The 24,421-nt window shown below is 65.4% G+C and carries 20 protein-coding genes; 11 read left to right on the top strand and 9 right to left on the bottom strand.

Annotated elements, in window-relative coordinates:
* Window positions 1-51 precede the first annotated feature (51 nt).
* From GEU01_RS00610 to GEU01_RS00600, 3 genes are read left to right on the top strand one after another with little or no spacing between them, the layout of a single operon-like run.
* Window positions 52-705: a ribonuclease HII gene (locus GEU01_RS00610; RefSeq protein WP_010506667.1), complete on the top strand. Its 654-nt coding sequence runs from the start codon at window positions 52-54 to the stop codon at window positions 703-705.
* A 7-nt stretch (window positions 706-712) separates the two neighbouring features.
* Window positions 713-1,816, top strand: a complete 1,104-nt coding sequence (locus tag GEU01_RS00605) for a site-specific DNA-methyltransferase (RefSeq protein ID WP_026018378.1) — start codon at window positions 713-715, stop codon at window positions 1,814-1,816.
* Between the two features lie 44 nt (window positions 1,817-1,860).
* Complete coding sequence (locus tag GEU01_RS00600) at window positions 1,861-3,141, top strand: DNA adenine methylase (RefSeq protein WP_019084538.1); 1,281 nt, start codon at window positions 1,861-1,863, stop codon at window positions 3,139-3,141.
* Between the two features lie 79 nt (window positions 3,142-3,220).
* Here the strand turns inward: GEU01_RS00600 and GEU01_RS00595 are convergent, their stop codons facing one another.
* The 5 genes from GEU01_RS00595 to GEU01_RS00575 form a co-directional block, all read right to left on the bottom strand.
* Window positions 3,221-3,817: an ankyrin repeat domain-containing protein gene (locus tag GEU01_RS00595; RefSeq protein ID WP_010506660.1), complete on the bottom strand. Its 597-nt coding sequence runs from the start codon at window positions 3,815-3,817 to the stop codon at window positions 3,221-3,223.
* A gap of 118 nt (window positions 3,818-3,935) precedes the next feature.
* Entirely contained in the window at window positions 3,936-6,080 is a 2,145-nt protein-coding gene (locus tag GEU01_RS00590; protein WP_019084537.1) for a VWA domain-containing protein, read from the bottom strand.
* Complete coding sequence (locus GEU01_RS00585) at window positions 6,077-8,806, bottom strand: DUF4159 domain-containing protein (RefSeq protein WP_019084536.1); 2,730 nt, start codon at window positions 8,804-8,806, stop codon at window positions 6,077-6,079. The genes GEU01_RS00590 and GEU01_RS00585 overlap by 4 nt, the downstream gene beginning before the upstream one ends.
* A complete protein-coding gene (locus tag GEU01_RS00580) occupies window positions 8,803-9,807 on the bottom strand; it encodes a DUF58 domain-containing protein (protein WP_019084535.1) in 1,005 nt (334 codons plus the stop codon). Before GEU01_RS00580 ends, GEU01_RS00585 begins: the two co-directional genes overlap by 4 nt.
* A gap of 2 nt (window positions 9,808-9,809) precedes the next feature.
* Window positions 9,810-10,862, bottom strand: a complete 1,053-nt coding sequence (locus tag GEU01_RS00575; RefSeq protein WP_010506651.1) for an AAA family ATPase — start codon at window positions 10,860-10,862, stop codon at window positions 9,810-9,812.
* 94 nt (window positions 10,863-10,956) lie between these two features.
* On the opposite strand from GEU01_RS00575, the gene GEU01_RS00570 reads away from it, so the two are divergent.
* The 6 genes from GEU01_RS00570 (at window position 10,957) to GEU01_RS00545 (ending at window position 17,963) form a co-directional block, all read left to right on the top strand.
* A complete protein-coding gene (locus tag GEU01_RS00570; protein WP_010506650.1) occupies window positions 10,957-11,526 on the top strand; it encodes a DUF1285 domain-containing protein in 570 nt (189 codons plus the stop codon).
* A gap of 2 nt (window positions 11,527-11,528) precedes the next feature.
* Window positions 11,529-12,755: a CCA tRNA nucleotidyltransferase gene (locus GEU01_RS00565; RefSeq protein ID WP_019084534.1), complete on the top strand. Its 1,227-nt coding sequence runs from the start codon at window positions 11,529-11,531 to the stop codon at window positions 12,753-12,755.
* A gap of 80 nt (window positions 12,756-12,835) precedes the next feature.
* On the top strand, window positions 12,836-14,599 hold the full coding sequence (locus GEU01_RS00560; RefSeq protein ID WP_019084533.1) for an ABC transporter ATP-binding protein: 1,764 nt from the start codon (window positions 12,836-12,838) through the stop codon (window positions 14,597-14,599).
* Between the two features lie 139 nt (window positions 14,600-14,738).
* Window positions 14,739-15,851 carry an HlyD family secretion protein gene (locus tag GEU01_RS00555; RefSeq protein WP_010506644.1) on the top strand — a complete coding sequence of 371 codons (1,113 nt, stop codon included), beginning with the start codon at window positions 14,739-14,741 and terminating at the stop codon, window positions 15,849-15,851.
* On the top strand, window positions 15,848-17,422 hold the full coding sequence (locus tag GEU01_RS00550) for a DHA2 family efflux MFS transporter permease subunit (RefSeq protein ID WP_019084532.1): 1,575 nt from the start codon (window positions 15,848-15,850) through the stop codon (window positions 17,420-17,422). The genes GEU01_RS00555 and GEU01_RS00550 overlap by 4 nt, the downstream gene beginning before the upstream one ends.
* Window positions 17,423-17,543: 121 nt before the next feature.
* Entirely contained in the window at window positions 17,544-17,963 is a 420-nt protein-coding gene (locus GEU01_RS00545; RefSeq protein WP_019084531.1) for an NUDIX hydrolase, read from the top strand.
* On the opposite strand, the gene GEU01_RS00540 is transcribed toward GEU01_RS00545, so the two are convergent.
* The 4 genes from GEU01_RS00540 to gpmI all read right to left on the bottom strand — a co-directional run bounded on the left by GEU01_RS00540 (window position 17,945) and on the right by gpmI (window position 23,112).
* Window positions 17,945-18,439 (bottom strand): RNA pyrophosphohydrolase, encoded by a 495-nt coding sequence (locus GEU01_RS00540; protein WP_019084530.1) that lies wholly within the window; start codon window positions 18,437-18,439, stop codon window positions 17,945-17,947. The two genes, GEU01_RS00545 and GEU01_RS00540, sit on opposite strands and share 19 nt — an antisense overlap.
* Window positions 18,440-18,459: 20 nt before the next feature.
* Complete coding sequence (locus tag GEU01_RS00535) at window positions 18,460-20,052, bottom strand: S41 family peptidase (RefSeq protein WP_019084529.1); 1,593 nt, start codon at window positions 20,050-20,052, stop codon at window positions 18,460-18,462.
* 148 nt (window positions 20,053-20,200) lie between these two features.
* Window positions 20,201-21,520 (bottom strand): murein hydrolase activator EnvC family protein, encoded by a 1,320-nt coding sequence (locus GEU01_RS00530; RefSeq protein ID WP_019084528.1) that lies wholly within the window; start codon window positions 21,518-21,520, stop codon window positions 20,201-20,203.
* Window positions 21,521-21,558: 38 nt separating this feature from the next.
* The gene (gene gpmI, locus GEU01_RS00525) at window positions 21,559-23,112 is read right to left on the bottom strand and encodes a 2,3-bisphosphoglycerate-independent phosphoglycerate mutase (protein WP_019084527.1); all 1,554 of its coding nucleotides are present in this window, start codon (window positions 23,110-23,112) and stop codon (window positions 21,559-21,561) included.
* 90 nt (window positions 23,113-23,202) lie between these two features.
* On the opposite strand from gpmI, the gene msrB reads away from it, so the two are divergent.
* Both msrB and upp read left to right on the top strand, forming a co-directional pair.
* On the top strand, window positions 23,203-23,604 hold the full coding sequence (msrB, locus tag GEU01_RS00520) for a peptide-methionine (R)-S-oxide reductase MsrB (RefSeq protein ID WP_010506629.1): 402 nt from the start codon (window positions 23,203-23,205) through the stop codon (window positions 23,602-23,604).
* 23 nt (window positions 23,605-23,627) lie between these two features.
* The gene (upp, locus tag GEU01_RS00515) at window positions 23,628-24,287 is read left to right on the top strand and encodes a uracil phosphoribosyltransferase (RefSeq protein WP_019084526.1); all 660 of its coding nucleotides are present in this window, start codon (window positions 23,628-23,630) and stop codon (window positions 24,285-24,287) included.
* Window positions 24,288-24,421: the final 134 nt, after the last annotated feature.

Genomic DNA, 24,421 nt, shown 5'->3' with positions numbered 1-24,421 from the left:
ATGCGAATCGGGCCATCATGGTCCGATTCGCATACGATCAGGAAGGAATGGATGCCCGATTACGCGCTTGAAAACGCCCATGGGGGACGTGTCGCCGGTGTGGATGAGGTAGGTCGTGGCCCGCTGGCCGGACCTGTCATCGCCGCCGCGGTCATGTTCCTGTCGGGCGTTCCGGGCGCGCTGGCGGACAGGCTGGATGATTCAAAAAAGCTGAAGCCGAAAGTCAGGCAGCAGCTTTATGACGTGCTGCACGTCACCCCCGGTGTCCTGATCGGGGTGGCGGGCGCATCCGTCGCTGAAATCGAACATTACAATATTCTCCGCGCCTCATGGATCGCCATGCAGCGTGCGGTCGGTCGCCTGCCGCAATCCCCTGAACTGGTTCTGGTTGATGGAAACGCCGCACCCGATTTCGGGTGTCCGGCGCAATGCGTCGTGGGGGGTGATGCGATCAGCCTGTCCATTTCGGCGGCGTCCGTGGTGGCCAAGGTCGTGCGCGACCGGCTGATGACACGGCTGGCCCGGCGCTGGCCCGGCTATGGCTGGGACCGCAACGCGGGCTATGGTACCGCGATCCACCGCGCGGCCCTGATGGCGGATGGCGTAAGCCCCCACCATCGCGCGGCGTTCGGCACGGTGCGCCGCATCATGCAGGCTTCCGTTTCCCCTTCTTCACCCCAAAGCGCGGAGCAGCCATCATGCTGAACAATTCATGAGCGGTGCGGTTATGATGGAATTGCCCCTGGACCAGGTGTTGCGGGGGGACTGTGTCGAGATGATGCGCACCCTGCCCGCAGGGTCGATCGACTGCGTGTTCGCGGATCCGCCATACAACCTGCAGTTGAAGGGTGAACTGCGCCGTCCCGATGACAGCGTTGTCGATGGGGTGGATGATGACTGGGACAAATTCACCGACCTTCAGGCCTATGACGAATTCACCCGTGCATGGCTGACCGAAGCGCGCCGCGTGCTGCGCAAGGACGGCACGATATGGGTGATCGGATCATACCATAACATTTTCCGCATTGGCGCGATCCTGCAGGATCTGGGGTTCTGGATCCTCAATGACGTGATCTGGCGCAAGTCCAATCCCATGCCCAATTTCCGGGGCCGCCGTTTCACCAACGCGCATGAAACGCTGATCTGGGCGGCACGGGGGCCGGACAGTCGTTACCGCTTCAATTACCAGGCGATGAAGGCGCTCAATGACGATGTGCAGATGCGCTCGGACTGGTATCTGCCGCTATGTACCGGTGGCGAACGGCTGCGTAACGAACATGGCCTGAAACTGCACCCCACCCAGAAACCGGAAAGCCTGCTGCATCGCGTGCTGGTGGCGTCAACCAATGTGGATGACGTGGTACTGGACCCTTTTACCGGCACCGGCACCACCACCGCCATGGCGCGCAGGCTGCGCCGCCGCTTTATCGGGATCGAGCGCCATCCCGATTATGCCGAGGCCGCGATCGGCCGCGCCCGGCGTGAAAAGCCCGTGCCCCTGGACAGCGTGCAGACCACGCCCGCCCGGCGCGAAAGCCCGCGTGTGCCCTTTGGCGTACTGGTGGAACGGGGCATGGTGCCTGCGGGCACGGTGCTTACGGACCGGCAGAAGCGGGTGCGCGCCACCGTATCGCCCGATGGTACGCTGGTCAGTGGACGGCACCGGGGGTCGATCCATAAAATGGGTGCGCTGCTGACCAATGCGCCGTCATGCAATGGCTGGACCTTCTGGTATTTCGAGCGTGAGGGCGAGCAGACCCAGCTTGATGTGCTGCGCGGTGAAATCCGGGCGGAGCAGGCAGCCGTCGCCTCCTGAACAATGGGGCAGGGGCGGACAGCAACATTCATGGACATGGCGGCGTGAACCGGCGCCCGGATCATGGCGGCCCGCATGGCCTGCCCGCGATGGAATGGAACGCGGCCCGCCATTCCGCCCTGCAGACCGATGACTACCTGTACAGCCAGCTTATTCCCTATATCGGAAACAAGCGTAAACTGCTGGGCCTGATCGCGCAGGCCATCGCCGCCACGGAAGAAATTCCCGCCCGGACCGATTTCGTGGACCTGTTTGCGGGCACCGGCGTTGTCTCCCGCCTGGCCAAATGGCTTGGTTTCCGTGTTCTGACCAATGACTGGGAACCGTATAGCGAGGTACTGAACCGCTGCCATGTCGGCACGTCTGCACCGCCGTGTTTCCACGGTGGCCGCGACTATGCGCAGGTCATGGCCGAACTGAATGCCCTGCCACCACGGGAAGGGTGGGTGACCCGTCACCTGTGCCCCGATGATGACGTGCAGTATGATACGGCGCGTGACCGGATGTTCTACATGCGCAAGAATGGCATGCGCATTGACGCCATCCGCGAACGGATCGCGCAATGGGATCATGACGGGCTGCTGGATGCCGGGCAGAAGGCCTGCCTGCTTGCCCCCTTGTTGTACAGCGCCAGCTACAACAGCAATACCAGCGGCCTGTTCAAGGGATTTCACCGCGGCTGGGGCGGGCGTACCGGCACGGCGCTGTACCGCATCGCAGCCGACCTGCATCTGCAGCCCGCGTGTTTTATCGATAATGGACGCGACAATACGGTCGTGCGGATGGATGCGCACGCCCTTGCCACCCAACTGGCCGGACAGGTGGGGGAGGCGGCCATTGCCTATGTGGACCCGCCCTACAACCAGCACCCGTACGGCGCGAATTACCATGTCCTGAATACGGTCACGCTGTGGGACCAGCCCGACCTTGCGCCAAAGATCACGGGACGCGACAAGGCCGCGATCCGGCAGGACTGGCGCACGCAGCGGCGTAGCCCGTACAACCACCGCCGGCAGGCGCTTGCGGCCTATCGCGACCTGTTATCTGTGCTGGATACGCGCTGGATCGCCACCAGCTACAGCACCGATGGCTTCATTCCATTGCACGATATGGTCCGTGCGAATTGTGAACGCGGCGATGTGCGGGTCTTTACCCGTGGCTACAAACGCTATCGCGTCAGCCGCCAGCGTTATTCGGCGCGCCCGATGACCGTTGAATTCATCCTGCTGACCGATACGCGCGGCCGTGGCGCCAGCACCCCGGATCAGATCGTGCAGGAAATCATGGCCATGGAAGCGCGACTGAACCCGCCAGGCGATGCTTGAAAATAACGTGTTGATTAAAGAATAAAAGTTTTTCGGGTGTCGCCGTTATTTCCAAAAAAGCTTCACCAAAAAACGTCTTCTAGCTGCCCCCGAAGCCGAGGAACCCGATGGACGGGTCGGCATGTCCGCCGGATGCGTCATAACGGTGGTCGATGGTGGCGGTGGTGGAGGCATGACGCGGCATGGTCAGCGGTGGCGTGTCATCCTCGCCTTCCGCAAGGCTGTTCGATGCGAAGTGCGGGTCCGAATCCGAGAAGGTACGCATCGACAGCAGCAGGAAGGTGATGTCGTTGCGGTTCAGGTCAATCGCCATGTCCAGCGGCGTCTGCCCCAGCACGTTATGGCCCGTCATGTCCGCGCCCCGGTTCAGGGCTTCCTTCGCGGCGCCCAGGCTGCCACGGTTGATGGCGTCGAACAGCGCATCGGTCGGGTTCATGTCCGCGCTGGCGTGACCATGTTCTTCTTCACGCGATTCCGCGCCGGGCAGGGCGGCAGGCGGGGCGGCTGCCTTGGCCGCGCGGCGGGCTTCGGCCTTTTTCGCGGCTTCAGCGGCCTCGCCCTCGGCTTCCGCTTCGTCGGCATCCTGTGCGTACGCCATGTGAAGGGGCATGCACAGGCAGGGGACGCCTGCGAACAGGGCGGCGGCAAGAAGATAAATACCGGATCTGGAAATCATGTCCTGTCCCGAGAGTGAGCGAGCGTTCGACCAGGCATGCGAAACGGCCGCATGCCACCCGACAGTTCTGGTGATTACCGCAAAATTGCGGCGGATGCGATGCCTAATCATCTTTCTGTCAGGAACGGCTTTCCCGCCACCATGCCAGCAGCAGCATGACCAGCACGAACAGTCCCACCGCCCAGGCAGGCAGCATGGACGCGGCCTGCTGTCCCGATACGCTGTGGGCGTTGCGCGCGGGAAAGGCAAACCGGTCGGCTGTCGAACTGACACGTCCGTTTTCCATGACCACCCGCGGCAGGGACGGGGCCTGCGGATCATCACCCAGCCAGTGCACGCCCCCGCCGGTTGCCGCCGCCATGGGCGCCAGCAGGGACGCCGTTGCCCGCAGGTCGGCAAATTCAACCGGGTCTTCCATGCGCGGGGCGGCAAAGGCTTCATGGCCCGCGTCATCGCGCACCGTCCATATCCCCTCCTGTCGCGCGGGCAGGCGGGCGCGGGCAAGGCCGGTATTGCCCGCGGGTTCCAGCGTGATGTCCTGCGTGGCGCCATCGGGGCCGATCACGTGCACAACCGGCGGTGGCCCGGCGGTGACCGAACGCCGCGTGATGGTCATCTGCCCTGCCGATATTGCGGCTTCAAGCTGGTTTTCCTCCAGATCGGGCTCCTTCATCAGCCAGTGTGAAATCCGCCGCAGCAGTTCCGACTGCGGTCCGCCGCCGCCTTCGCCATGCGACCACAGCCATGCCTGATCCGACAGCAGGAAGGCGACGCGCCCCTTGCCTGCATGGTCAAGCACCAGCAGGGGCTGCTGGTCCGGGCCGGTCATCAAGACCTCGCCATTGGCGGAATCCGTGCGCAGCCCGCGATACCATGGTCCCCATCCCGGTTGCGCGCCCGCCCTGTCAGGCGCCCCCGGCAGGCCGGAGGTCACGGGATGGCGCATGCCGGTTTCCGTAAGGTCAGGCCGGAAGCGGCGCACGGTCATGCCATCGCCGGATGCCACATGGGCGGGCAGGATATCCGACAGCGGCGTGTCCTGCAGCGATCCGGGGGTCAGGAATTCCGGCCCCCCGATCAGCAGCAGCCCGCCGCCCGCGCGGATGTGGTTGACGATATTGCGCAGGTAGGCTTCGGGCAGGATGCCCCGGTTTTCAAACCCGTCGAGGATGATGAGGTCGAACTGATCGATCTTCTGCTGGAACAGTTCGTTCACCGGGAAGGCAATCAGCGCAAGGTCCGACAGCGGCGTGCCGTCATCACGGTCGGGCGGGCGCAGGATGGTGAAGTGGACAAGGTCAACCGACGGGTCGGCCTTCAGCAGCCGCCGCCATACCCGTTCGCCCTGGTTGGGCGTGCCTGACACCAGCAGCACGCGCAGCCGGTCCCGCACGCCGTTTATGCGCACGACATCATGGTTGTTTCGCGTCGAGACCTCGCCAGGCAGTTCCGGGGCCGACAGGCCGACCAGCATCTCGCCCGGATGGGTGACGGGCAGGGTGATGTCCTGTGGCTGCCCGATCCGCACGGGGCGCGAGAAGGTCGTGCCATCGCCCTGTGTCAGGGTAAGCTGGGTGGTGGCGTCCGGGGCCGGGTGCGCGCCCTGATCATCGATTTCTACACGGATGGTGACATCCTTGCCCACGATGGCGAATGGCGGGGCCTGCAGCACGCGCAGGTGGCGGTCCGTTTCCTCTCCCCTGCCGGTCAGCAGCACATGCAGCGGCAGCAGCGTGCGGTGGCCGTGTCCGTCATCGGGGTTGAGCATGTCGGGCACGCTGGCGGGGATGTCATGGTCCTCGCCATCGGTCACCAGCACAGCACCCGCAAGGCGGGAAGGCGGGATATCCGCCGCCGCCTGCCTTAACGCACCAAACAGCCGCGTGCCGCCATGCCGGGCCTCGCGCAGCGTGACAATGCGCGGGACAAGCCCCGGCACGCGGTTCATTTCGGCCTGCAGGCGTTCGGTGGTGTTGCGCGCCATGTCGCCCCGGTTGCGTTCGGACATGGACGCCGACTGGTCCACCACGATCAGCGCGGTTTCAGGTAACGGATGCCATGTTTCGGTAATGCGCTGCGGGTCACACAGCCACGCGATCACGCCCAGGCCAGCCAGAAGCCGCCACATGCTGCCGCGCACCCGGCGCGCCAGACCCGCAACCGCCATGACGGTCACGGCGGCCAGCAACATGTAGATGCACCACAGCGGCACCTGCGGGCTGAATGCCATCATGTGGCGTGACAGGTCGGGCATGCCCATCATTCCCCCAGCCGTTTCAGCAGGGCAGGCACATGGACCTGGTCCGCCTTGTAATTGCCCGTCAGCGCATAGATCACCGCATTGACCCCGAAACGGTAGGCCAGCACGCGCTGCTCCGCACCGTCGGGCACGGGGGCATACGGGGTATTGCCACTGTCATCCACCGCCCATGCGTGCGCCCAGTCATTGCTGCCGATGATGACGGGACTGACGCCGTCATTGGTGCTGTCGCCTTCCTGCGCCACCCATACCGGCATGCCGTCATACCGGCCGGGAAAATCGTGCAGCAGGTAGAACGTGCGCGACAGCACATGGTGGTTATCCATCCGTGCAAGGGGCGGGATATCCAGCCCCGCCGTCATGCGCCGCAGGGCCGCCGCCGTGCCGGGGGCGGAACCGGTATAGCTGCCCGCACCGTCGCCTGCCGTGGCGGGATCCTGTCCCTGCGTGTCGATCATCAGGATGCCGCCATGACGCATGTAGGTATTCAGCGCCGCCGTGCGGGCGGGCGTGGTTGTGGCATCCGCCGTCACCGGCCAGTAGATGAGCGGATAGTAAGACAGGTCGTCGCGTTCCGGCACCACGCCATCAGGGTGGCCCAGCACGGCGGAGGTCCGGGCATTGACGTAATCCGACAGCCCCTGCAGCCCTTCCTTCGAGACATCATCGACATCCGCATGCCCGGTGATGATGTAGGCCAGCCGGGTTTCCAGCGCCGCGCGCGGCACGTCGGCGGGAATGTCTGCCGCATGCGCGTGGCCGTGCGGCATGCAGGCCAGCGCCAGCGCGGCGACCGTCGCGCGGCGGGCCCATTTCCGCCCGCGCTGCAGCACGCTTATCGCGCCATCCACGACCAGCAGCAGGCCGGCCAGGACCATGAGCAGCGGTCCGATAGCCAGATCAGGCACCTGACCGCGCAGGTCAGACGCCGTGCCGATGGTGTCCTGCGCCACAAGCGGGGCCGGGCCATCACCGGGGTTGAGCGCACGGCGGCTGTTGCGCGGGCCATACAGTCCAGGCGGGTGTTCCGGTGTGGGGACCGTGTGGCCAAAGGCATCGGCCCGCAGCGCCTGCGCCCCCGCGGGCGGCGTCACCAGCGCGCCATCGCCATCCAGCGTCATGTATGGGGCCAGCAGGGTGGCGCCTGCTGGCGTCTCGATCCCCGATGCCTCGTCAATCAGGTGCTGCAGCATGCCCACGAACAGCCCCGACAGCGGCAGGTTGGACCATTCCGCCGTGCTGGTGACATGGAACAGCACGACCTGCCCCGCCCCGAGGGCGGCATGGGTCACCAGCGGCGTACCATCGGTCAGCCGCGCCCAGCTATGGCTGTCCAGATCGGTGGAGGGTTGGGCCAGGACCTGCCGCGACACCGTGACGTCGCCCGGGATGTCAAGGTCATGGAACGGGGAGGACGCGGGGAAGGGGGCAAGGTGTTCGGGCCTGCTCCATGACATGGTGCCGCCCAGCACCCGCTCGCCCCCCATCAGGGGGACTGGCAGCAGCGTATCGGCGGGTTTCGGGTCGGGGGCGGGGCTGTCGCTGCCCTTGACCAGCAGGGGGCCTGCAAAACGGATCAGGGTACCGCCACCGCGCACCCATGCTTCCACCTTCCTGCGGCTGTCGGGACTGCCCAGCGTGCCGTCGGGTGCTATGATGACCGAAAGCGGGCGGGCCAGCAGCGTGTCCAGATCCCCTTCGCGCAGTTCGGCGGTGGGCTGCAGCGCGCGGCGCAGGTAGAACAGGCTGCCCATCAGCGGCGTGTCGGATGATGTGCTGGAAATCAGCCCCACGGGGCGCTGGCGTTCACGTTCATCCAGCAGGCGCAGGCCGCCGGGCCCGTTCACGCCATCCAGCGACAGGTGATCGACCTTGTTCCGCAGTTCGGCCGGCAGGTCGGGCGTGATGTCCACATGGTCGCTGCCCGCGGGCAGGGTCGCGGGGACAAGGGCCAGCGTGCCCCCGGTGGTGGTTTCAAGCCGTAGCTGCCATGTGCGCGCATGCGGGCGCGGTACGGCGCGCAGGCGGGTGGCCAGGCCATTTTCACCACCGTCCGGCGGCGCAAGCAGCGTAATGTCCGAACCGGGCAGGTACATTCCCCGCACCGGCCCGATTTTGCCCAGTGCCGCACCAAACGCGGCATCCGCCGGTGTGGCCAGCCCGTCAGCAACGTAGATGACCGGCCCATGCCAGTTCTGCTGCATCAGCTGCCCCAGCGCATGTGTGGCCGCGGCGCGGTCCACTGACCATGCGCGGGGCAGGAGCGGGTCGATCATGCCACGCAGCACCTGTGCCTGCTGCGTGGGCTGGACCGTCATCGGGTCCAGCGCGTCATTGCGTGCGGTCAGCAGCAGGCGCGCGCCATGCCCGGTGCGCGACAGGTGATCCAGCAGGCCATCCAGCGCATGGATGCGCTGGGGCCAGGTGCCCGCGGCAGCCCAGCCATTATCCACCACGATCAGGCAGTCGGCATCAGCGGATCCCGCCTGCCCGCGTGGAAAGATCGGCTGCGCCAGCCCCAGCACCAGCAGCCCCACGGCGGCACAGCGTAGCAGCAGTCGCCACAGCGGGGCGGAGGTCGCATCCGGCGGCGGGGCGTTGAGCGCGCGCAGCAGGGCCATGGGCGGAAAGGACTGTATGCGTGGCGCGGGCGGCAGGGCGTGCAGCAGCCACCACACGACGGGCAGCGCCAGCAGCCCCAGCAGCATCCATGGCGCAAGGAGCATCATGGCCTGTTCCCCATGCCCGGCAGGGCGTGCAGCGCCAGCAGGGCCTTTTCCGGTGGCTGGTCCGTCAGGTGTGGCACCGGCGGGCTGCCCGCCGCCTGGCACAGGGTGCGCAGCCGGTCCTGATGGCGGGCCCATATCGCGGCGTAGTCATGGCGCAGGGCTGCGCTGCCATTGAGCAGCACGGTCGTGTCATCCTCCAGCCCGGTAAAGCGGGTATGCCCTTCATACGGAAAGGCGGTTTCCGCCGGGTCGATCACTTCGATCAGCGTGCAGGTCGCCTGCCGTGCGGTCGCCGCGCGCAGGAAGGCCGCCAGTTGCGTCGCGGGATACAGCCCGTCGCCAAACAGCAGCACCCGGCTGCGCGCGGGAATGGCGGCGGCCTGCGGCAGGGCGGGTTCGTCCGCCGTGGCGCGCAGGGCGGCGATCAGCGCGTGGGCCATGCGTTCCAGCGCCTGCCGCCCGCGCAGGCGCAGCGGGGGCGCCCCGGTCGGCCCCAGCAGGCGGATGTCTTCCCCCTGTCGCAGCAGCATGGCGGCGCAGGCCAGCGCCAGCAGAAAGGCACGTTCGGCCTTCAGCGGCAGGCTGTCATCGGACCGCCAGCGCATGGATGCGCTGTTATCGCACCAGATACATATGGTATGCGGGGTCTGGGCTTCGTGTTCGCGTACAAATGCCCGGTCCCCGCGTGCCGACTGCCGCCAGTCGATATGGGTCGCGGCCTCGCCCGACATGGCGGGACGGTACTGCCAGAATTCCTCGCCCGTGCCGGCCTTGCGCCGTGGGTGGGGACCAGCACCCGCATTCTGCGCGATCCGACGCGCCGCCACGATCAGGGATGGCAGGCGACTGGCGAGCGAATCAGCCAGCGCCGTGGCTGAAACCGGGTGGCGGGGCAGGAAGCCGGCATCATCCCCGCCATGGCCCGATGGGGCGGGCGTCCGGGCGGCGTCCCGTGGGGTCCGCCCGGACAGGCGCGTGAGAAAGGACAGGGCCGCGCGCAATGTCAGCCGATCCGTCCGACCAGCGTGTCGATCAGCGTGCCCAGGCGGACATTTTCCGCCCGCGCGGTAAAGGACAGCGCCATGCGGTGGGCAAGGATGGGGTGGGCAAGCGCCGCCACGTCCTCGATGGTGGGGGACAGGCGGCCATCAAGCAGCGCGCGCGCGCGGGTGGCCAGCATCAGCGCCTGCGCCGCACGCGGGCCGGGGCCCCACGCCACGGCTTCGCGTATGGTCGGGTCATCGGTCGTTTCCGGCCGGGCCGCGCGGACAAGCCGCACGATCGCATCGACCACCTGTTCACCCACCGGCAGCGCGCGCACCAGTTCCTGTGCCGCCAGCACGTCGCTGGCCGCCAGCACGGGCCGGGCCGTGGCCGTTGTGGTGCCGGTCGTGGCCAGCAGCATGGCGCGTTCCGCCCCGGCATCGGGAAAGTCCAGCGTCACCTGCATGAGGAAGCGGTCAAGCTGCGCCTCGGGCAGGGGATAGGTGCCTTCCTGCTCGATCGGGTTCTGGGTGGCAAGAACGTGAAAGGGACGGGGCAGCAGGTGGTTGGTGCCGGCGATCGCGACCTCGTGTTCCTGCATGGCCTGCAGCAGGGCGGACTGGGTGCGGGGGCTGGCGCGGTTGATTTCATCGGCCATCAGCAACTGGCAGAAGACCGGCCCCGCCACGAAGCGGAAGCTGCGGCGGCCGCTTTCGTCCTCGTCCAGTATCTCGCTGCCCAGGATGTCGGACGGCATGAGGTCGGGCGTGAACTGCACGCGCCGCGCATCCATGCCCAGCACGTGACCCAGCGTTGTGACCAGCAGCGTCTTGCCCAGCCCCGGCGCGCCCACCAGCAGCGCATGCCCCCCCGACAGGATGGATGTCAGCACAAGGTCGATCACGCGGTCCTGCCCCAGTATGACGCGGCCGATTTCCGCACGTGCGTCACGCAGGCGCACGCCCATGCTTTCGGCCTGGGCTGCAATCTGTTCGCCCGTGGGGGCGGAGGGAGATGTCATGCCCGCCTGCGGCGCCGCATGGAGGGGAGGGGTATCATCCATGGTCATCATTCCAACAGTCTGACAGGTCCGGGGGTTTCATCAACCCGGTGTTGATCCCTATATCAAGTCCAGCAGCTTCCATAGTGTCGGGTTAACGCAATTGATGGACGATTTCGAGACAGGTGAGACCATGCCCCCCCTTTCCACGGGGCGGGCGGGCACATGCGGCGCGCTGCCGTTCCTGATCAGGCGTGACGGGACATGGCTGTACCGTGGCTCCCCCATCCGTCGCAAGCCGATGGTCTGCCTGTTCGCATCCACCCTGCGGCGTGACGCGCAGGGGGGCTACCGCCTGCAGACCCCGGTCGAGCAGGGCACGATTGAGGTGGAGGACGCGCCCTTCGTCGCAAACCACCTGGAATGGCATGGCTGCGGGCGGGGGCAGGTGCTGTCGTTCCGCACCAATGTGGACCAGGTGATCTGCGCGGGGCCGGATCACCCGATTCGCTGTGCGTGGGACGTGCCGTGCGAAGGCTGCGGCACGGGGCCGGTGCCCTACCTGCATGTGCGTGACGGGGATGGCGCGCTGCCGATCGAGGCACGGATCGCGCGCCCGGTCTATTACGAACTGGCCGCGCTGGCGGTGGAAGGAAACTGCCGTGGCGTGCCCTGCCTGGGGGTCTGGAGCCAGCATGTGTTTTTCCCGCTGTCGACCCTGCCGGACGAAACCTGACCATGACCGGGATCAACCCGCTTGATGGCCTGCGCCGGGACATGCCGGACGTGTCGGGGCAGCTTGCGCGGATATGGTCCATCCTGCCCGATGCGCGGCTGGTGGGGGGCGCGGTGCGTGACCTGCTGTGCGGGCGCGGGGTGTCGGATATCGACCTTGCCACCCCGCTTGCGCCCGATGTGGTGATGGCACGGCTGAAACAGGCGGGGATGCGCGTGGTGCCCACGGGCCTGTCGCACGGCACCGTCACCGCCGTGCTGGAGGGGCGTCCATTCGAGATCACGACCCTGCGCCGGGATGAGGAAACCGATGGCCGCCACGCCACCGTGGCCTGGACCCGTGACTGGCGCGAGGACGCGGCCCGGCGCGATTTCACCATAAACGCCATGTCGTGCGACAGCGCGGGCGTGGTGCATGATTATTTCAACGGGCGGGCAGACCTGGCGGTGGGACGGATCCGCTTCGTGGGGGATGCGCGGCTGCGCATTACGGAAGATGCGCTGCGCATCCTGCGTTTTTTCCGCTTTCAGGCCCGTTACGGCGGGGATGCGCCCGAACCGGAAGCGATTGCCGCCATTGCCGCCCTGTCGGGCATGATCGACCGGCTGTCGGTCGAACGGGTGTGGTCGGAACTGCGCCGTATCCTTGTCGGGCCGCATGTGGCGCGCACGCTGGTCCAGATGCATGATGCCGGTGTGCTGGGCCATGTCCTGCCCGAAGGCTACGACATCAGCCGCCTTGGCCGCCTGCTGGCCTGTGGCGCACCGGCGGATGCGGTGCTGCGCCTTGCCGCCCTGGTGTCGGGGGATGTGCGCGAGGTGGCGCGGCGGCTGAAGCTGTCGCGCGCCGTTACCACGGCGCTGGCGCAGACGCGCGGCGAACCCGTGCCGCTGCCCGGCATGGGGGCGGACGTGCTTGCGCCCATGCTGGCCGATCATGCGTTGCGCGACCTGTCATGGCGTACATGGCTGCGTCAGGCCGACATGGCGGGACAGCGGGCGGCCACGTGGGATGCCCTGCGGGCCGGGCTGGAAGCAATGGAAAAGCCGGTCTTCCCGCTGGCGGGCCGCGATGTCATGGCGACCGGGCGCGCATCGGGCGCAATGGTGGGCCGGGTACTGGCGCGGGTGCGGCGATGGTGGCTGGAAAATGGCTGCACCGCAGGTCATGCGGCCTGTGTGGCGCGCATGGATGGGGTATTGCGTGACGGTCCCCCTGCCGAGACATAATTTGTAACCATGTGTCGCGGGCCTTTGTTTTGGGCGGCCATGCGGCTATAGGCCGGTTAATGAACGCGATTCAAACGCCCATGCCCGACAGGCAGGCCGCACCCACGCAAACGGTGTCGTCACGCAGCCTGATGCGACGGCTGTGGCATGATGAACTGGCCTGTCACAAGCTGCGCATACTGACCGTCATGGTGCTGACGGCGCTCATGGCCATATTCAGTGCGCTGTATCCGCTGGTGATCCAGCGTGCGCTGGACATGTTTGCCGACCATGATCCGCGTATCCTGTATCAGGTGCCGCTGTTGGTGGTGGTGATCACGGTGGCGAAGGCCATATCGCAGTACGGGCAGTCGATCGCGGTGCAGTCGCTGGTGCTGCTGGTGATCCGTGGCCTGCAGCAGCGCATGTTCCACCATCTGGTCCATGCCGATATCTCGCGCATTGAAACCGAGGCCCCGGCCCAGATCGCCGCCCGCTTCACCACCGACGCCGTGGCGATTCGTGAGGCGATGATCCGCGCCACCAATGCGCTGGGTGACGCCGTGACGGTGGTGGGGCTGATTGCCTCCATGCTGTACATGGACTGGGAACTCAGCCTGATTGCCGCCGTGCTGTATCCCATCGCGGCCATGCCGGTGCGCAGGCTGGGCAAGCGCCTGCGCCGCGAGTCCGGTGGCGTGCATGAACAGGTGGGCGAGACGAGCGCGATGCTGACCGAAAGTTTCAGCCAGTCGCGCACCATCCGCGTCTATCGACTGGAAGACGCGGAAGAACGCCGGGCGGGGCATGTACTGGACGGACTGCATGCGGGGCTGCTGCGCATTGCCCGCGGGCGTGCGCGCGTGGACCCGATGCTGGAGATACTGGGCGGGATCGCGGTTGCGGCCGTGCTGGGCTTTGCCGGGTGGCGCGCGACGCAGGGCGGGGCCACGCTGGGTGATTTTTCCGGGTTTGTCGCGGCCCTGCTGCTGGCCGCGCGGCCGCTGCGTGCGCTTGGCACGCTCAATATCGCCCTGCAGGAAGGTCTTGGCGGCCTGCAGCGCGTGTTTGACGTGATTGACGAACCCGTGGCCGTGGCGCAGGCGCCCGATGCGATCGACCTGCCGCCCGGCGGGGGCGACCTGCGCTTTGAACGGGTCACGTTCCGTTATCCCGATGGGCGCATGGGGCTGGAGGGACTGGATTTCGTGGCAAGTCCCGGCCTGACCGTGGCCCTTGTCGGCCCGTCGGGGGCGGGCAAGTCCACGGCGCTGTCGCTGATCCCGCGCCTGCATGACGTATCGGGGGGGCGCATCACGCTCGATGGCGTGGACCTGCGCCGCCTGATCTTGTCGGAACTGCGTGACGCGATCGCCTATGTCAGTCAGGACACGCTGCTGTTTGACCTGTCGGTCATGGACAATATCCGCATGGGCAACCCGCAGGCTGATGACGGGCAGGTGCGTGCAGCGGCCCGGGCGGCGGCGGCGGATGAATTCATTCAGGCCCTGCCACGGGGATATGACACGGTGGTTGGTCCCGGCGGGCAGCGCCTGTCGGGTGGCCAGCGGCAGCGCGTGGCGCTGGCGCGCGCCCTGCTGCGCAACCCGCGCGTGCTGTTGCTGGATGAGGCGACAAGCGCGCTGGATAGCGAAAGCGAGGCCATTGTACAGAACGCCCTGACGCATCTGCGCCACGGACGCACGACCATCGTGGTGGCCCACCGCCTGTCCACCGTCCGTTCAGCCGATCTGGTCGTGGTCATGGCGCAGGGCCGCGCGGTGGAATGTGGCACGCATGATGCACTGATGGATGAAAACGGGCTGTATGCCCGCATGGTACGCAATCAGGCCTTTACGCTGTAAACTGCGCTGAATGTGCGCCCGGGCCGGTGATGGCGGTTGAAGTGTTGCAAGCTTCGTGCAATGGATTGACCGACCCGTTCGGTCAATGCGTGGATGACAGGATCAGGGGCTGCAATAAAAGTGATGATGAGGGAAGCAGATGGCCGCGGACGAAGGCAAGGCAGCTGAAGACGGACAGACCGCACAGGACACTGGGCACGAGCAGGAAAAGGCCAAGGAAGCATCCCCCCGGCGCAAGGTGATCCTGATCGGTGGCCTGGTGGCGCTGCTTGTCCTGGGTGGGCTTTACTGGTTCCTGCACCGCAATGAAGTCGAAACGGATGACGCCTTTACCGCCGGTCGCGCGGTGGCGGTCGCCCCGCATGTGTCCGGCTACGTGACCGAACTGCTGGTGAACGACAACCAGTTTGTCCATCAGGGTGATGTCATTGCCCGCATTGATGATCGCAACTGGCGCGCCCAGCGTGACCAGGCGGCGGCGGCCGTGGATATCGCGCGTGCGCAGGTGCGCAATTACAGCCTGCTGTCCGAAGTCGCGAAAAAGAACTTCCCCGGTCACCTGATGGTGGCGCAGGGCCAGCTTGCACAGGCGCAGGCGCAGGAATTCAAGGCGGAAACCGATTACCGCCGCCAGCATGGCGTAACGCGCGAGGCGACATCGCAGCAGAATATCGACTATGCCACCGCGGCGCTGAATGCCGCCAAGGCGCAGGTGCTTGAGGCACAGGGCAACCTTGAAACCGCCCTGCCGGTCATTCCCAATATTTCCAGCACCGAGGCCCGCGTGACCGAACAGCAGGCCCAGCTTGCGCAGGCGGAAGCCAGGCTGCGCGAGATGGAACTGAACGTGGAATGGACCCAGATCCGCGCCCCGCATGATGGCTGGATTTCCCAGCGCAACATCGAACGTGGCACCTATGTCACGGCTGGCCAGACCGTGGTGTCCATTGTCGAACCTGAAATATGGGTGGTGGCCAACTACAAGGAAACGCAGCTGACCCACATGCGTCCGGGCCAGAAGGTGGACATCGCGATTGATGCCTATCCGTTCCTGAAGCTGAAGGGGCATGTTGATTCGCTGCAGCTGGGCACGGGTGCGACCTTCAGCGCCTTCCCGCCGGAAAACGCCACGGGCAACTATGTGAAGATCGTGCAGCGCGTACCGGTCAAGATCCTGATTGACGAAGGGCTGCGACAGGACCTGCCGCTGTCGATCGGCCTGTCGGTTGAACCGACGGTCCACACGGAATGAGCGCGCAGGCAGCGTCCACCGGGGCGGCGGATGGCACGAACTGGAAACCGAAACACAATCCATGGCTGATCGCCGTGGTCGTGACGGTGGCCGCCTTCATGGAAATTCTCGATACCACCATCGTCAACGTGGCGCTGCCGCATATCGCGGGCAACCTGTCATCCACGTATGATGACGCGACATGGACGTTGACATCCTACCTTGTGGCCAACGGCATCGTGCTGACGATCTCGGGCTGGCTGGGCAAGCTGTTCGGGCGCAGGCATTACTTCCTGATCTGCATTTCCATGTTTTCGCTGTCGTCCTTCCTGTGCGGCATTTCCACCAGCCTGCCCGAACTGATCATGTTCCGGCTGATGCAGGGTTTCTTTGGTGGCGGCCTGCAGCCCAACCAGCAGTCGATCATCCTTGATACCTTCCCGCCCGACAAACGGGCCGCGGCGTTCGGCCTGACCGCCATCGCCACCGTGGTCGCCCCGGTGCTTGGCCCGTCACTGGGCGGGTGGATTACCGATAACTATTCATGGCGGTGGGTATTCTTCATCAACGTGCCGGTGGGCATTCTGGCCACGATCGCGGTGTCGATCATGGTCGAGGACCCGCCATGGGCGCGCAAGCAGAAGGCGCCGCTGGATTTCGTGGGTATCGGGCTGATCACCATTGGCTTCGGCTGTCTGGAAGTGGCGGTTGACCGGGGCGAGGACGAGGACTGGTTCGGTTCGCGCATGATCGTCGTCATGGCCATCCTTGCCTTCCTTGGCATCGGGGGGGCGGTTGTCTGGCTGTTGCGGGCGAAGAACCCAGCTGTGGACCTGCGGGTGTTCAAGGACCGCAATTTTGCGGTGGGCACGGGGCTTATGGGTGCGGTGGGGGCGCTGCTCTATTCCTCGGCTATTATCGTGCCGCAGTTTTCACAGCAGATCATGGGCTATACCGCCACCATGTCCGGCCTGATCCTGTCGCCTGGCGGCATGGTGGTGATCGTGCTGATCCCGCTGGTGGGCATCGGGATGAAATACATCCAGCTGCGCTACATCATCGCATTCGGCTTTTTCCTGATGGGGGTGTCCATGCTGTGGTCGGCGCAACTGGTGCCCGATCTGGATTTCCGGCATCTGGTCCTGTTCCGCATGAGCCAGACCGGCACCATGGCCTTCCTGTTCGTGCCGATTGCCACCATTACCTACGCCACCCTGCCACGCGAACTGAACGCCGACGGGTCCGCCCTGTTCAGCATGGCGCGTAACGTGCTGGGGTCACTCAGTATTTCGGGGGCCACGGCACTGGTGACCGAACTGCGGCAGGCGCACCAGAACCAGATGGTCCATTGGATGACGCCGTATCACCAGCCATTCAACGAATACCTGGCCCACAGCCGTGCGGTCGCGGTCGCGCGCGGTTATGCGCAGGGGGTGGTGAATAACGTGGCCATGGGACGGTTGTACAAGGAATTCCAGCGGCAGGTGGCCATCCTTGCCTATAATGAGGTCTTCATGATCCTTGGCATCGGGTGCATGCTTGTCGTACCCTTCTGTTTTCTCATGTCGCCGCTCAAGGGTGGGGACAAATAGCAAAGGTTTTCGGGTGTCGCCTTTTTTCAGGGAGGCGGCATTCCCTGAGGCTTTTTGAAAAAAGCCTCACCAGGAACTTTTGTATTGAAACAGGCTGCCGGGACAGCAGGAGACAGGACATATGCCGGGTATCATCAGGGTTGTCTGTGCGGCGGTGATCGTGCGCGAACGTCTGCTGGTCGTGCGCAAGCGCGGCACGACCGCCTTCATGCTGCCCGGCGGCAAGCCCGATGCGGGGGAACGGCCCGAACAGGCATTGATGCGTGAAATCCACGAGGAACTGGGTTGTGGCATAACGCTGGGCGCGGAACTGCCCGGTGACTTTGTCGATGTTGCGGCCAATGAGCCCGGCTTTAGCGTTCATGCGCGCATCTGGACCGGGCAGTTGCATGGCGCGCCGGACGCGAGCGCCGAAATTGCGGAACTGCGCTGGATCGGGGCAGGGGATATGGCAGGCCTGGATCTGGCACCCCTGTTGCGGGGCAGGACGATGACCGCGCTGGTGCAGGCGGGGCTTATGCCTCAGGCAGCCACGGCGTAGCGGGCGAAATACGCCGCAAGCCTTGTGTAGATATCTTTCTTGATGCCGACATTCAGCTGCGGCAGCTGTTCCAGCCTGACCCATTTCCACATGTCGAATTCGGCAGGCAGGTGCGTATCCAGCCTGATATCGGAATCCTGTCCCGTAAAGCGCAGGGCAAACCATTTCTGTGTCTGGCCCCGGTAACGTCCCCCCAGCGCCTTGCCAATCAGGTGCGCGGGCAGGTCGTAGCTGAGCCATTCCGGGTAGGTGCCGATGATTTCGGCAGCATTGGTGCCGATTTCCTCATGCAGTTCGCGCAGGACGGCGGTCTGCGGGTCTTCCCCTTCGTCAATGCCCCCCTGCGGGCACTGCCATACACCCTGGTCCGGTGGGCCGCCCGCGCCTTCCATGTCGGTGCGGCGCGCGACAAGCACCATGCCCTGTCGGTTGAACAGCAGCGCCCCCACATTGGGGCGATAGGGCAGGTCGGTCATGGCGGCGGCTTCCGGCTGGATCAGGGGTGGGCAGGGACGGCCGGCGCCGTCGCCGGAGGGGTGGATGGCGCCGTGGGGCCTTCCTTTTCCGCCGGGGCGGCAGGGGTGGCGGGTGTTGTCGGCGTCGCGGGCGTGCCTGCTGGCGCGGCAGGTGCTGCCGCCTTGGGCGGGACGGAGGCGGACGGCACCGGGGTTGCCTTCGCCCTGTCATCATGGATTGGCGGTTCAGCCGCAACGGGCAGCCCCGCCATGGAACGGACGACCCTCAGCCCTTCCTGTAGCTGGAAGTCGGTCGTGGGCTTGGTCGGGTCGAATGTGGGCCAGTTTGCAGGCGGCTGTGCCGGGATGGATTTGGCGATTGCGGGCAGGTCGGTGCGCGACGGGGCCTGCGCGGTGTTTCCGCCCCGGTTCTTGATGATATGCGCCAGATCCGCTTCATGGATGCTGTAGCCCGCATCGTCATGGGCTTCACGCACGGGGATGTCGGGCATGATGCCCAGCCCCTGGATGGAACGGCCCGACGGCGTGTAGTACCGCGCCGTGGTCAGGCGGATCGCGCCTTCGCCCGGGATGGGCAAGATGGTCTGGACCGATCCCTTGCCAAAAGTCTTTTCACCCAGCAGCACGGCACGCTGGTGGTCCTGCAGCGCACCGGCCACGATTTCACTGGCCGAGGCCGAACCGCCATTGATCAGCACGACAATCGGCAGGCCGCCGGTGATGTCGGTATTGTGGGCATCCCAGCGCTGGCTGTCCTGCGGGTGGCGGGCGCGGGTGGAGACGATTTCACCGCTGCGGATGAAGTCGGACCCCACGTCAATCGCCTGTGTCAGCAGCCCGCCCGGATCGGAACGCAGGTCGATGATCAGGCCCGCCATCTTGTTATGGGTCTGGGCCTGCAGCTTCTTGTACGCGGCCAGCAGGCCGGACTGCGTTTCCTCGTTGAACTGCGCGATTCGGATATAGCCGACATTGTCGTACAGCGCGGACTTGATGACCTGCAGCGGGATGATGGCGCGGGTCAGGGTGACAATGATGGGCTTGGGCGCCTTTTCACGGATCAGCGTCAGTGTGATGCGGGTATCGGGCTTGCCGCGCATCTGGGTCACGACCTGGTCCAGCGGCTGCCCGTCAATGTTCTTGCCATCAATCGCGACAATGAAGTCACCGGGCTTGATGCCCGCGCGGGCCGCAGGCGTGTCGTCAATGGGGGAGACGACGCGCACGTGCCCGTCTTCCCCCTGGACTTCCAGCCCCAGGCCGCCGAACGATCCCTTGGTCTGGACCTGCAGGTCGGAGAACTGCTTTTCCGTCATGTAGGAGCTGTGCGGGTCGAGACCGCTGAGCATCCCGTTCAGCGAATTGGTGATCAGGTCGCGTGTCGAGACGGGCTCGACATAATTGGCCTTCACCTTTTCCAGCACGTAACCGAACAGGAACATGAGCTGTTCGATCTCGTGTGGGGAATTGTCATCCTTGGAGACAGTGTCCGCCGCATGGGCCATGGGGGCGATATCGCCCCACCTGCCTGCTGAATAATGTGCAATCTGCGGTGCTGCCGCGATCCCTGCAAGAAAGGCGCAACCGATCAGCAAGCCATTACGGAACTTCATGCGTCGTTGTCTCCTGGATGCCTGCCATCATGATCTGGCTGGCCTGCATGTACTCTTCGCGTTGCGTTGTAACGTGGTCTTGCCCATCCGTCACGGGGGCGCAGCATATACCCAACCTGCATGCGGATAAAACCGTCTCGTGCCCATATTACAGATAGGGGGCCGGATTGACGGTGCCGCCCCCATGGCGCAGCTGCACGAACAGGGTGGGCCTGCTGCCACCGCCGTTCCATTGTGGCATCTGTCCCACTGCCGCGCCATGGCTGACCTGCTGCCCCGCCGCCACCGCAATTTCACCCAGTCCCGCCAGCACGAAACGGTAATGCTTGCCACAGTCAACGATCATCATCTGCCCATAGGTGCGGAACGCACCCGCGAAATCAATGCGTCCCGTGCATGGCGCGCGTACGGTCGCGCGTGACGGCGGGGCATAGGTGATGCCCGTGGCCGGGCCGCTTTCGGTCGGGTGGCCCCATGCGGTCAGCACCGTGCCCGCCACGGGCGCGCCCGCGCTGGCGCTGGCGCTGGTGGCGGGCGTAATGCCGGGGCCTGCCCCCGTGGCCATTTCATGCGCCTGCCTGCGGGCGGCGGCGGCGGCCTGCATGTTATGGGCGCGTTCGGCGGCGCGGGCGGCTTCTTCCAGGTTCTTTTCCGCCTGTTCTTCCGTCGCCTCGATCCGGGCAATGGCGTCCTGCACGCTGGATGCGCGACGGGCGGCCTCTTCTACGGCCTGCGTGGCGGATGCGGCGGCGGCGTTGGACCGCTGCTGCGCCTCCAGCGCCGCGTGGGCGGCGCGATTGACCGTATCGCGCTGGCTTTCGCGTTCACTGACCACCTGGCGCATCTGCTGCTGCTGCTGGGCCAGTTCACCATCCAGCCGGGCCAGTTGGGTGCGGCGGTCATGGATGGCACGGGTCTGGCTGGCGATATCGCCCATCATGCCATGCACGACCAGCAGGCCGGTGACCGCCCGGTCGGCCGGCAGGGGCACGGCCAGAAGCGTATCCGCCGGGTAAAGCGACAGACGTTCGGCCAGTGGCAGCAGCGGCGACAGGCGCGCGACCTCACGGGCAAGCTGCTGGCGCAGGGCCGTCTGTTCGGTGTGCAGGCCGGTAATGCGGCTGTCCAGGTCGGCGGCCTGCTGTTCGGTACGCTGCAGGCGGGCTGTGGCGTCGACCGTGGCGGCGGACAGGCTGGCGGCCTTCTGCGCATCCTGACGGGCCTGTTCGCGGGCTTCGAGTTCCACCTTGCGGCGTTCTTCCAGGTCATGCGCCTGCTGCTGCTGGCGCGCGACAAGGTTTTCACGCGCGTTCCGCGCGGCTTCAAGCTGCTGGCGGATGCGCTGTTCGCGCGCGGTGGGCGCATGGGTAGCGGTATGGGTACCGGTCCCGGTCGCGGCATGGTGGGCGACGGGCGCGCCCCATGCCGACGGTGCCATGCAGCAGGCAAGGATGATCCCGCTGGCCATGCAGCCACGCCAGCGGGCAGTCAGGGTCAGGCCGGATGTCAGGATGGCGTCGCCCCATCCAGCAGGGAATGGCCGGTCATGGCTGCAGGCTGGGGCAGGCCCATAAGCTGCAGCAGCGTGGGGGCCAGATCGGCCAGACGCCCGTCATGCAGTTTCGCGTCCTTCACCCCGGCCAGCACGACCGGGACCACATTGAGCGTATGCGCCGTGTGCGGGCCATTGGTTTCGGGGTCGAACATGGTTTCGGCATTGCCATGGTCCGCCGTGACCAGCAGCGCGCCACCGGCATGGTGGATCGCATCCGCAATGCGGCCCAGCCCCTGGTCCACGGCCTCGACCGCCCGGATCGCGGCCGACAGCACGCCCGTGTGGCCCACCATGTCGGCATTGGCGAAGTTCAGCACGATCAGGTCGTATTTGCCGCTGTTGATGGCTTCCACCGCGCGGTCCGTCAGTTCCGGGGCGGACATTTCGGGCTGCAGGTCATAGGTCGCGACCTTGGGCGAGGGCACCATCACCCGGTCCTCGCCCGGCAGTTCGCCCTCGCGTCCGCCATTGAGGAAATAGGTGACGTGGGGATATTTCTCGGTCTCGGCCATGCGGATCTGCTTACGCCCCGCCGCCGACACCACATCGCCCAGCAGGTCATGCAGTTCCTGCGGCGGGAACAGCACGGTAATCAGTCCCGCCAGCCGGTCGCTGTAGCGCGTCATGCCGGTCACGGCGGCAAGGTTGACCAGCCGTGCCCGTCTGAAGCCATCAAAATTCGGTTCCAGCAGGGCATCGAGCAGCTGGCGGATGCGGTCGGCGCGGAAATTGAAACTCAGCACGCCATCACCGTCGCGCATGCCGCCATATTCCCCGATCACGGTGGGGGGCACGAATTCATCCGTGGTGCCCGCTTCATACGCGCGGTCCAGTACTTCCAGCGTATCGCCCGCATGGGGGCCATCGCCCGCGACAATGGCGTTATAGGCCTTTTCCACCCGGTCCCAGCGGCGGTCACGGTCCATGGCGTAGTACCGCCCGGATACGGTGCCGACACGCACGCCGTCGGGCAGGGCGGACAGAAGCTGGCTGACATAGCCATGGCCGGACTGGGGGGCCGTGTCACGCCCGTCGGTAAAGATATGGAAGGTCACGGGCACGCCCGCCTCGCGCACGATCCGCGCAAGGGCCACGGCATGGTCCTGATGGGCATGGACCCCACCGGGGGAGACAAGACCCATGAGATGGCAGGTACCACCGCTTTTTTTCAGCGCGGCAATGAAATCGCGCATGACCGCGCTGCGCGCCACCGACCCGTCGGACAGCCCGGTGGAGATACGCGGCAGTTCCTGCATCACCACCCGGCCTGCGCCGATATTCAGGTGACCGACCTCCGAATTGCCCATCTGCCCTTGCGGCAGACCCACATCCTCCCCACACGTCTTGAGGAAGGCATGCGGTCCCGCCTGCCACAGCCGGTCGAATGCCGGGGTACGGGCGGACCGCACGGCATTGTCCGCCGGGTCCTCGCGCCAGCCAAAGCCATCAAGGATGGCCAGCATGACGGGACGGGGTGTCTTGTTTACGCGAGCCTGGTCGTTCATGGGTATTGTCTCCCTGTTTTATTTTGGGTGGCATGATGCCCTAAAAGAAGCGGGTGCGAAATGCCCGTGTGCAGGAGGAAGGAAATCGTCATGACCGATACCGCGAATACCAGTGGGGCGCAGTGTGGCTGCCTGACCCCCGAACAGCTGCGCATCCTGCGCGAACATGGGACGGAACGCCCCGGTTCCAGCCCGCTGAACAATGAAAAGCGTGCCGGGGAATATCGTTGCGCGGGCTGCGGGACGCCACTGTTCCGTTCCGGCACGAAATATGAAAGCGGCAGCGGATGGCCGTCATTTTTCGATGCGATTCCGGGTGCGCTCGGCACCACGACCGACACCAGCCATGGCATGACCCGCACGGAAGTGCACTGTGCCCACTGCAATGGCCACCTCGGCCACGTCTTTCCTGACGGGCCGCCACCGACGGGCCTGCGCTACTGCATGAACGGACTGGCATTGACTTTCGTCCCGCGTGATGGCGCTACCTGATCAGAACGAACCCGATTGAAGGAATGGATATGACCCAGCCTGCCGCCACGCATGATGAAGGCGTCGTTGTCGTCAGCCACCCGCTGGTGCAGCACAAGCTGACACTCATGCGTGAACGTCATACGTCAACGGGCGAGTTCCGCCGCCTGGCGCGTGAACTCAGCCTGCTGCTTGGTTACGAGGCCATGCGGGATCTGCCGCTGGAACCGGTAGAAATCGACACCCCCATGGAACGCATGCAGGCATGGCGGCTGGCGGGCAAGAAACTGTGCCTGATTTCCATCCTGCGCGCGGGGAACGGGATTCTCGACGGGTTGCTGGACCTTGTGCCCTCGGCGCGGATTGGCCATGTCGGGCTGTACCGTGATCCCGAAACGCTGGAACCGGTCGAATACTACCTGAAGCTGCCCGATGACGTCGGCAACCGGATCTGTCTGGTGGTCGATCCCATGCTGGCGACGGGGCACAGTGCAGTCGCCGCCGTTGACCGGCTGAAGCAGGCGGGGTGCGCGCGCATGGTCTTTGTCTGCCTGCTGGCATCCCCCGAAGGGATCGCCTGCCTGCGCAAGGCCCATCCGGATGTGCGCATTGTCACCTGTGCCATTGACCGGGGGCTGGATGAACATGGCTATATCCGTCCCGGCCTGGGCGATGCGGGCGACCGGCTGTTCGGGACCAAGTAATGAAAGTTTCCGGGTGCCGCCTTTTTTCAAAAAGGCGGCGTTCCCTTAAGCTTTTTGAAAAAAGCCTCACCAAAACCTTCTATTATTCCTCAAATTAAAAAAACCTGCGGGGAAATATGCCCCGCAGGTTTTTT

This window comes from Komagataeibacter europaeus LMG 18890 (genome assembly GCF_000285295.1).
Lineage (GTDB): Bacteria > Pseudomonadota > Alphaproteobacteria > Acetobacterales > Acetobacteraceae > Komagataeibacter > Komagataeibacter europaeus.
The sequence above is the reverse complement of the archived record's forward strand: the minus strand, read 5'-3'. Positions and strand labels throughout refer to the sequence as shown.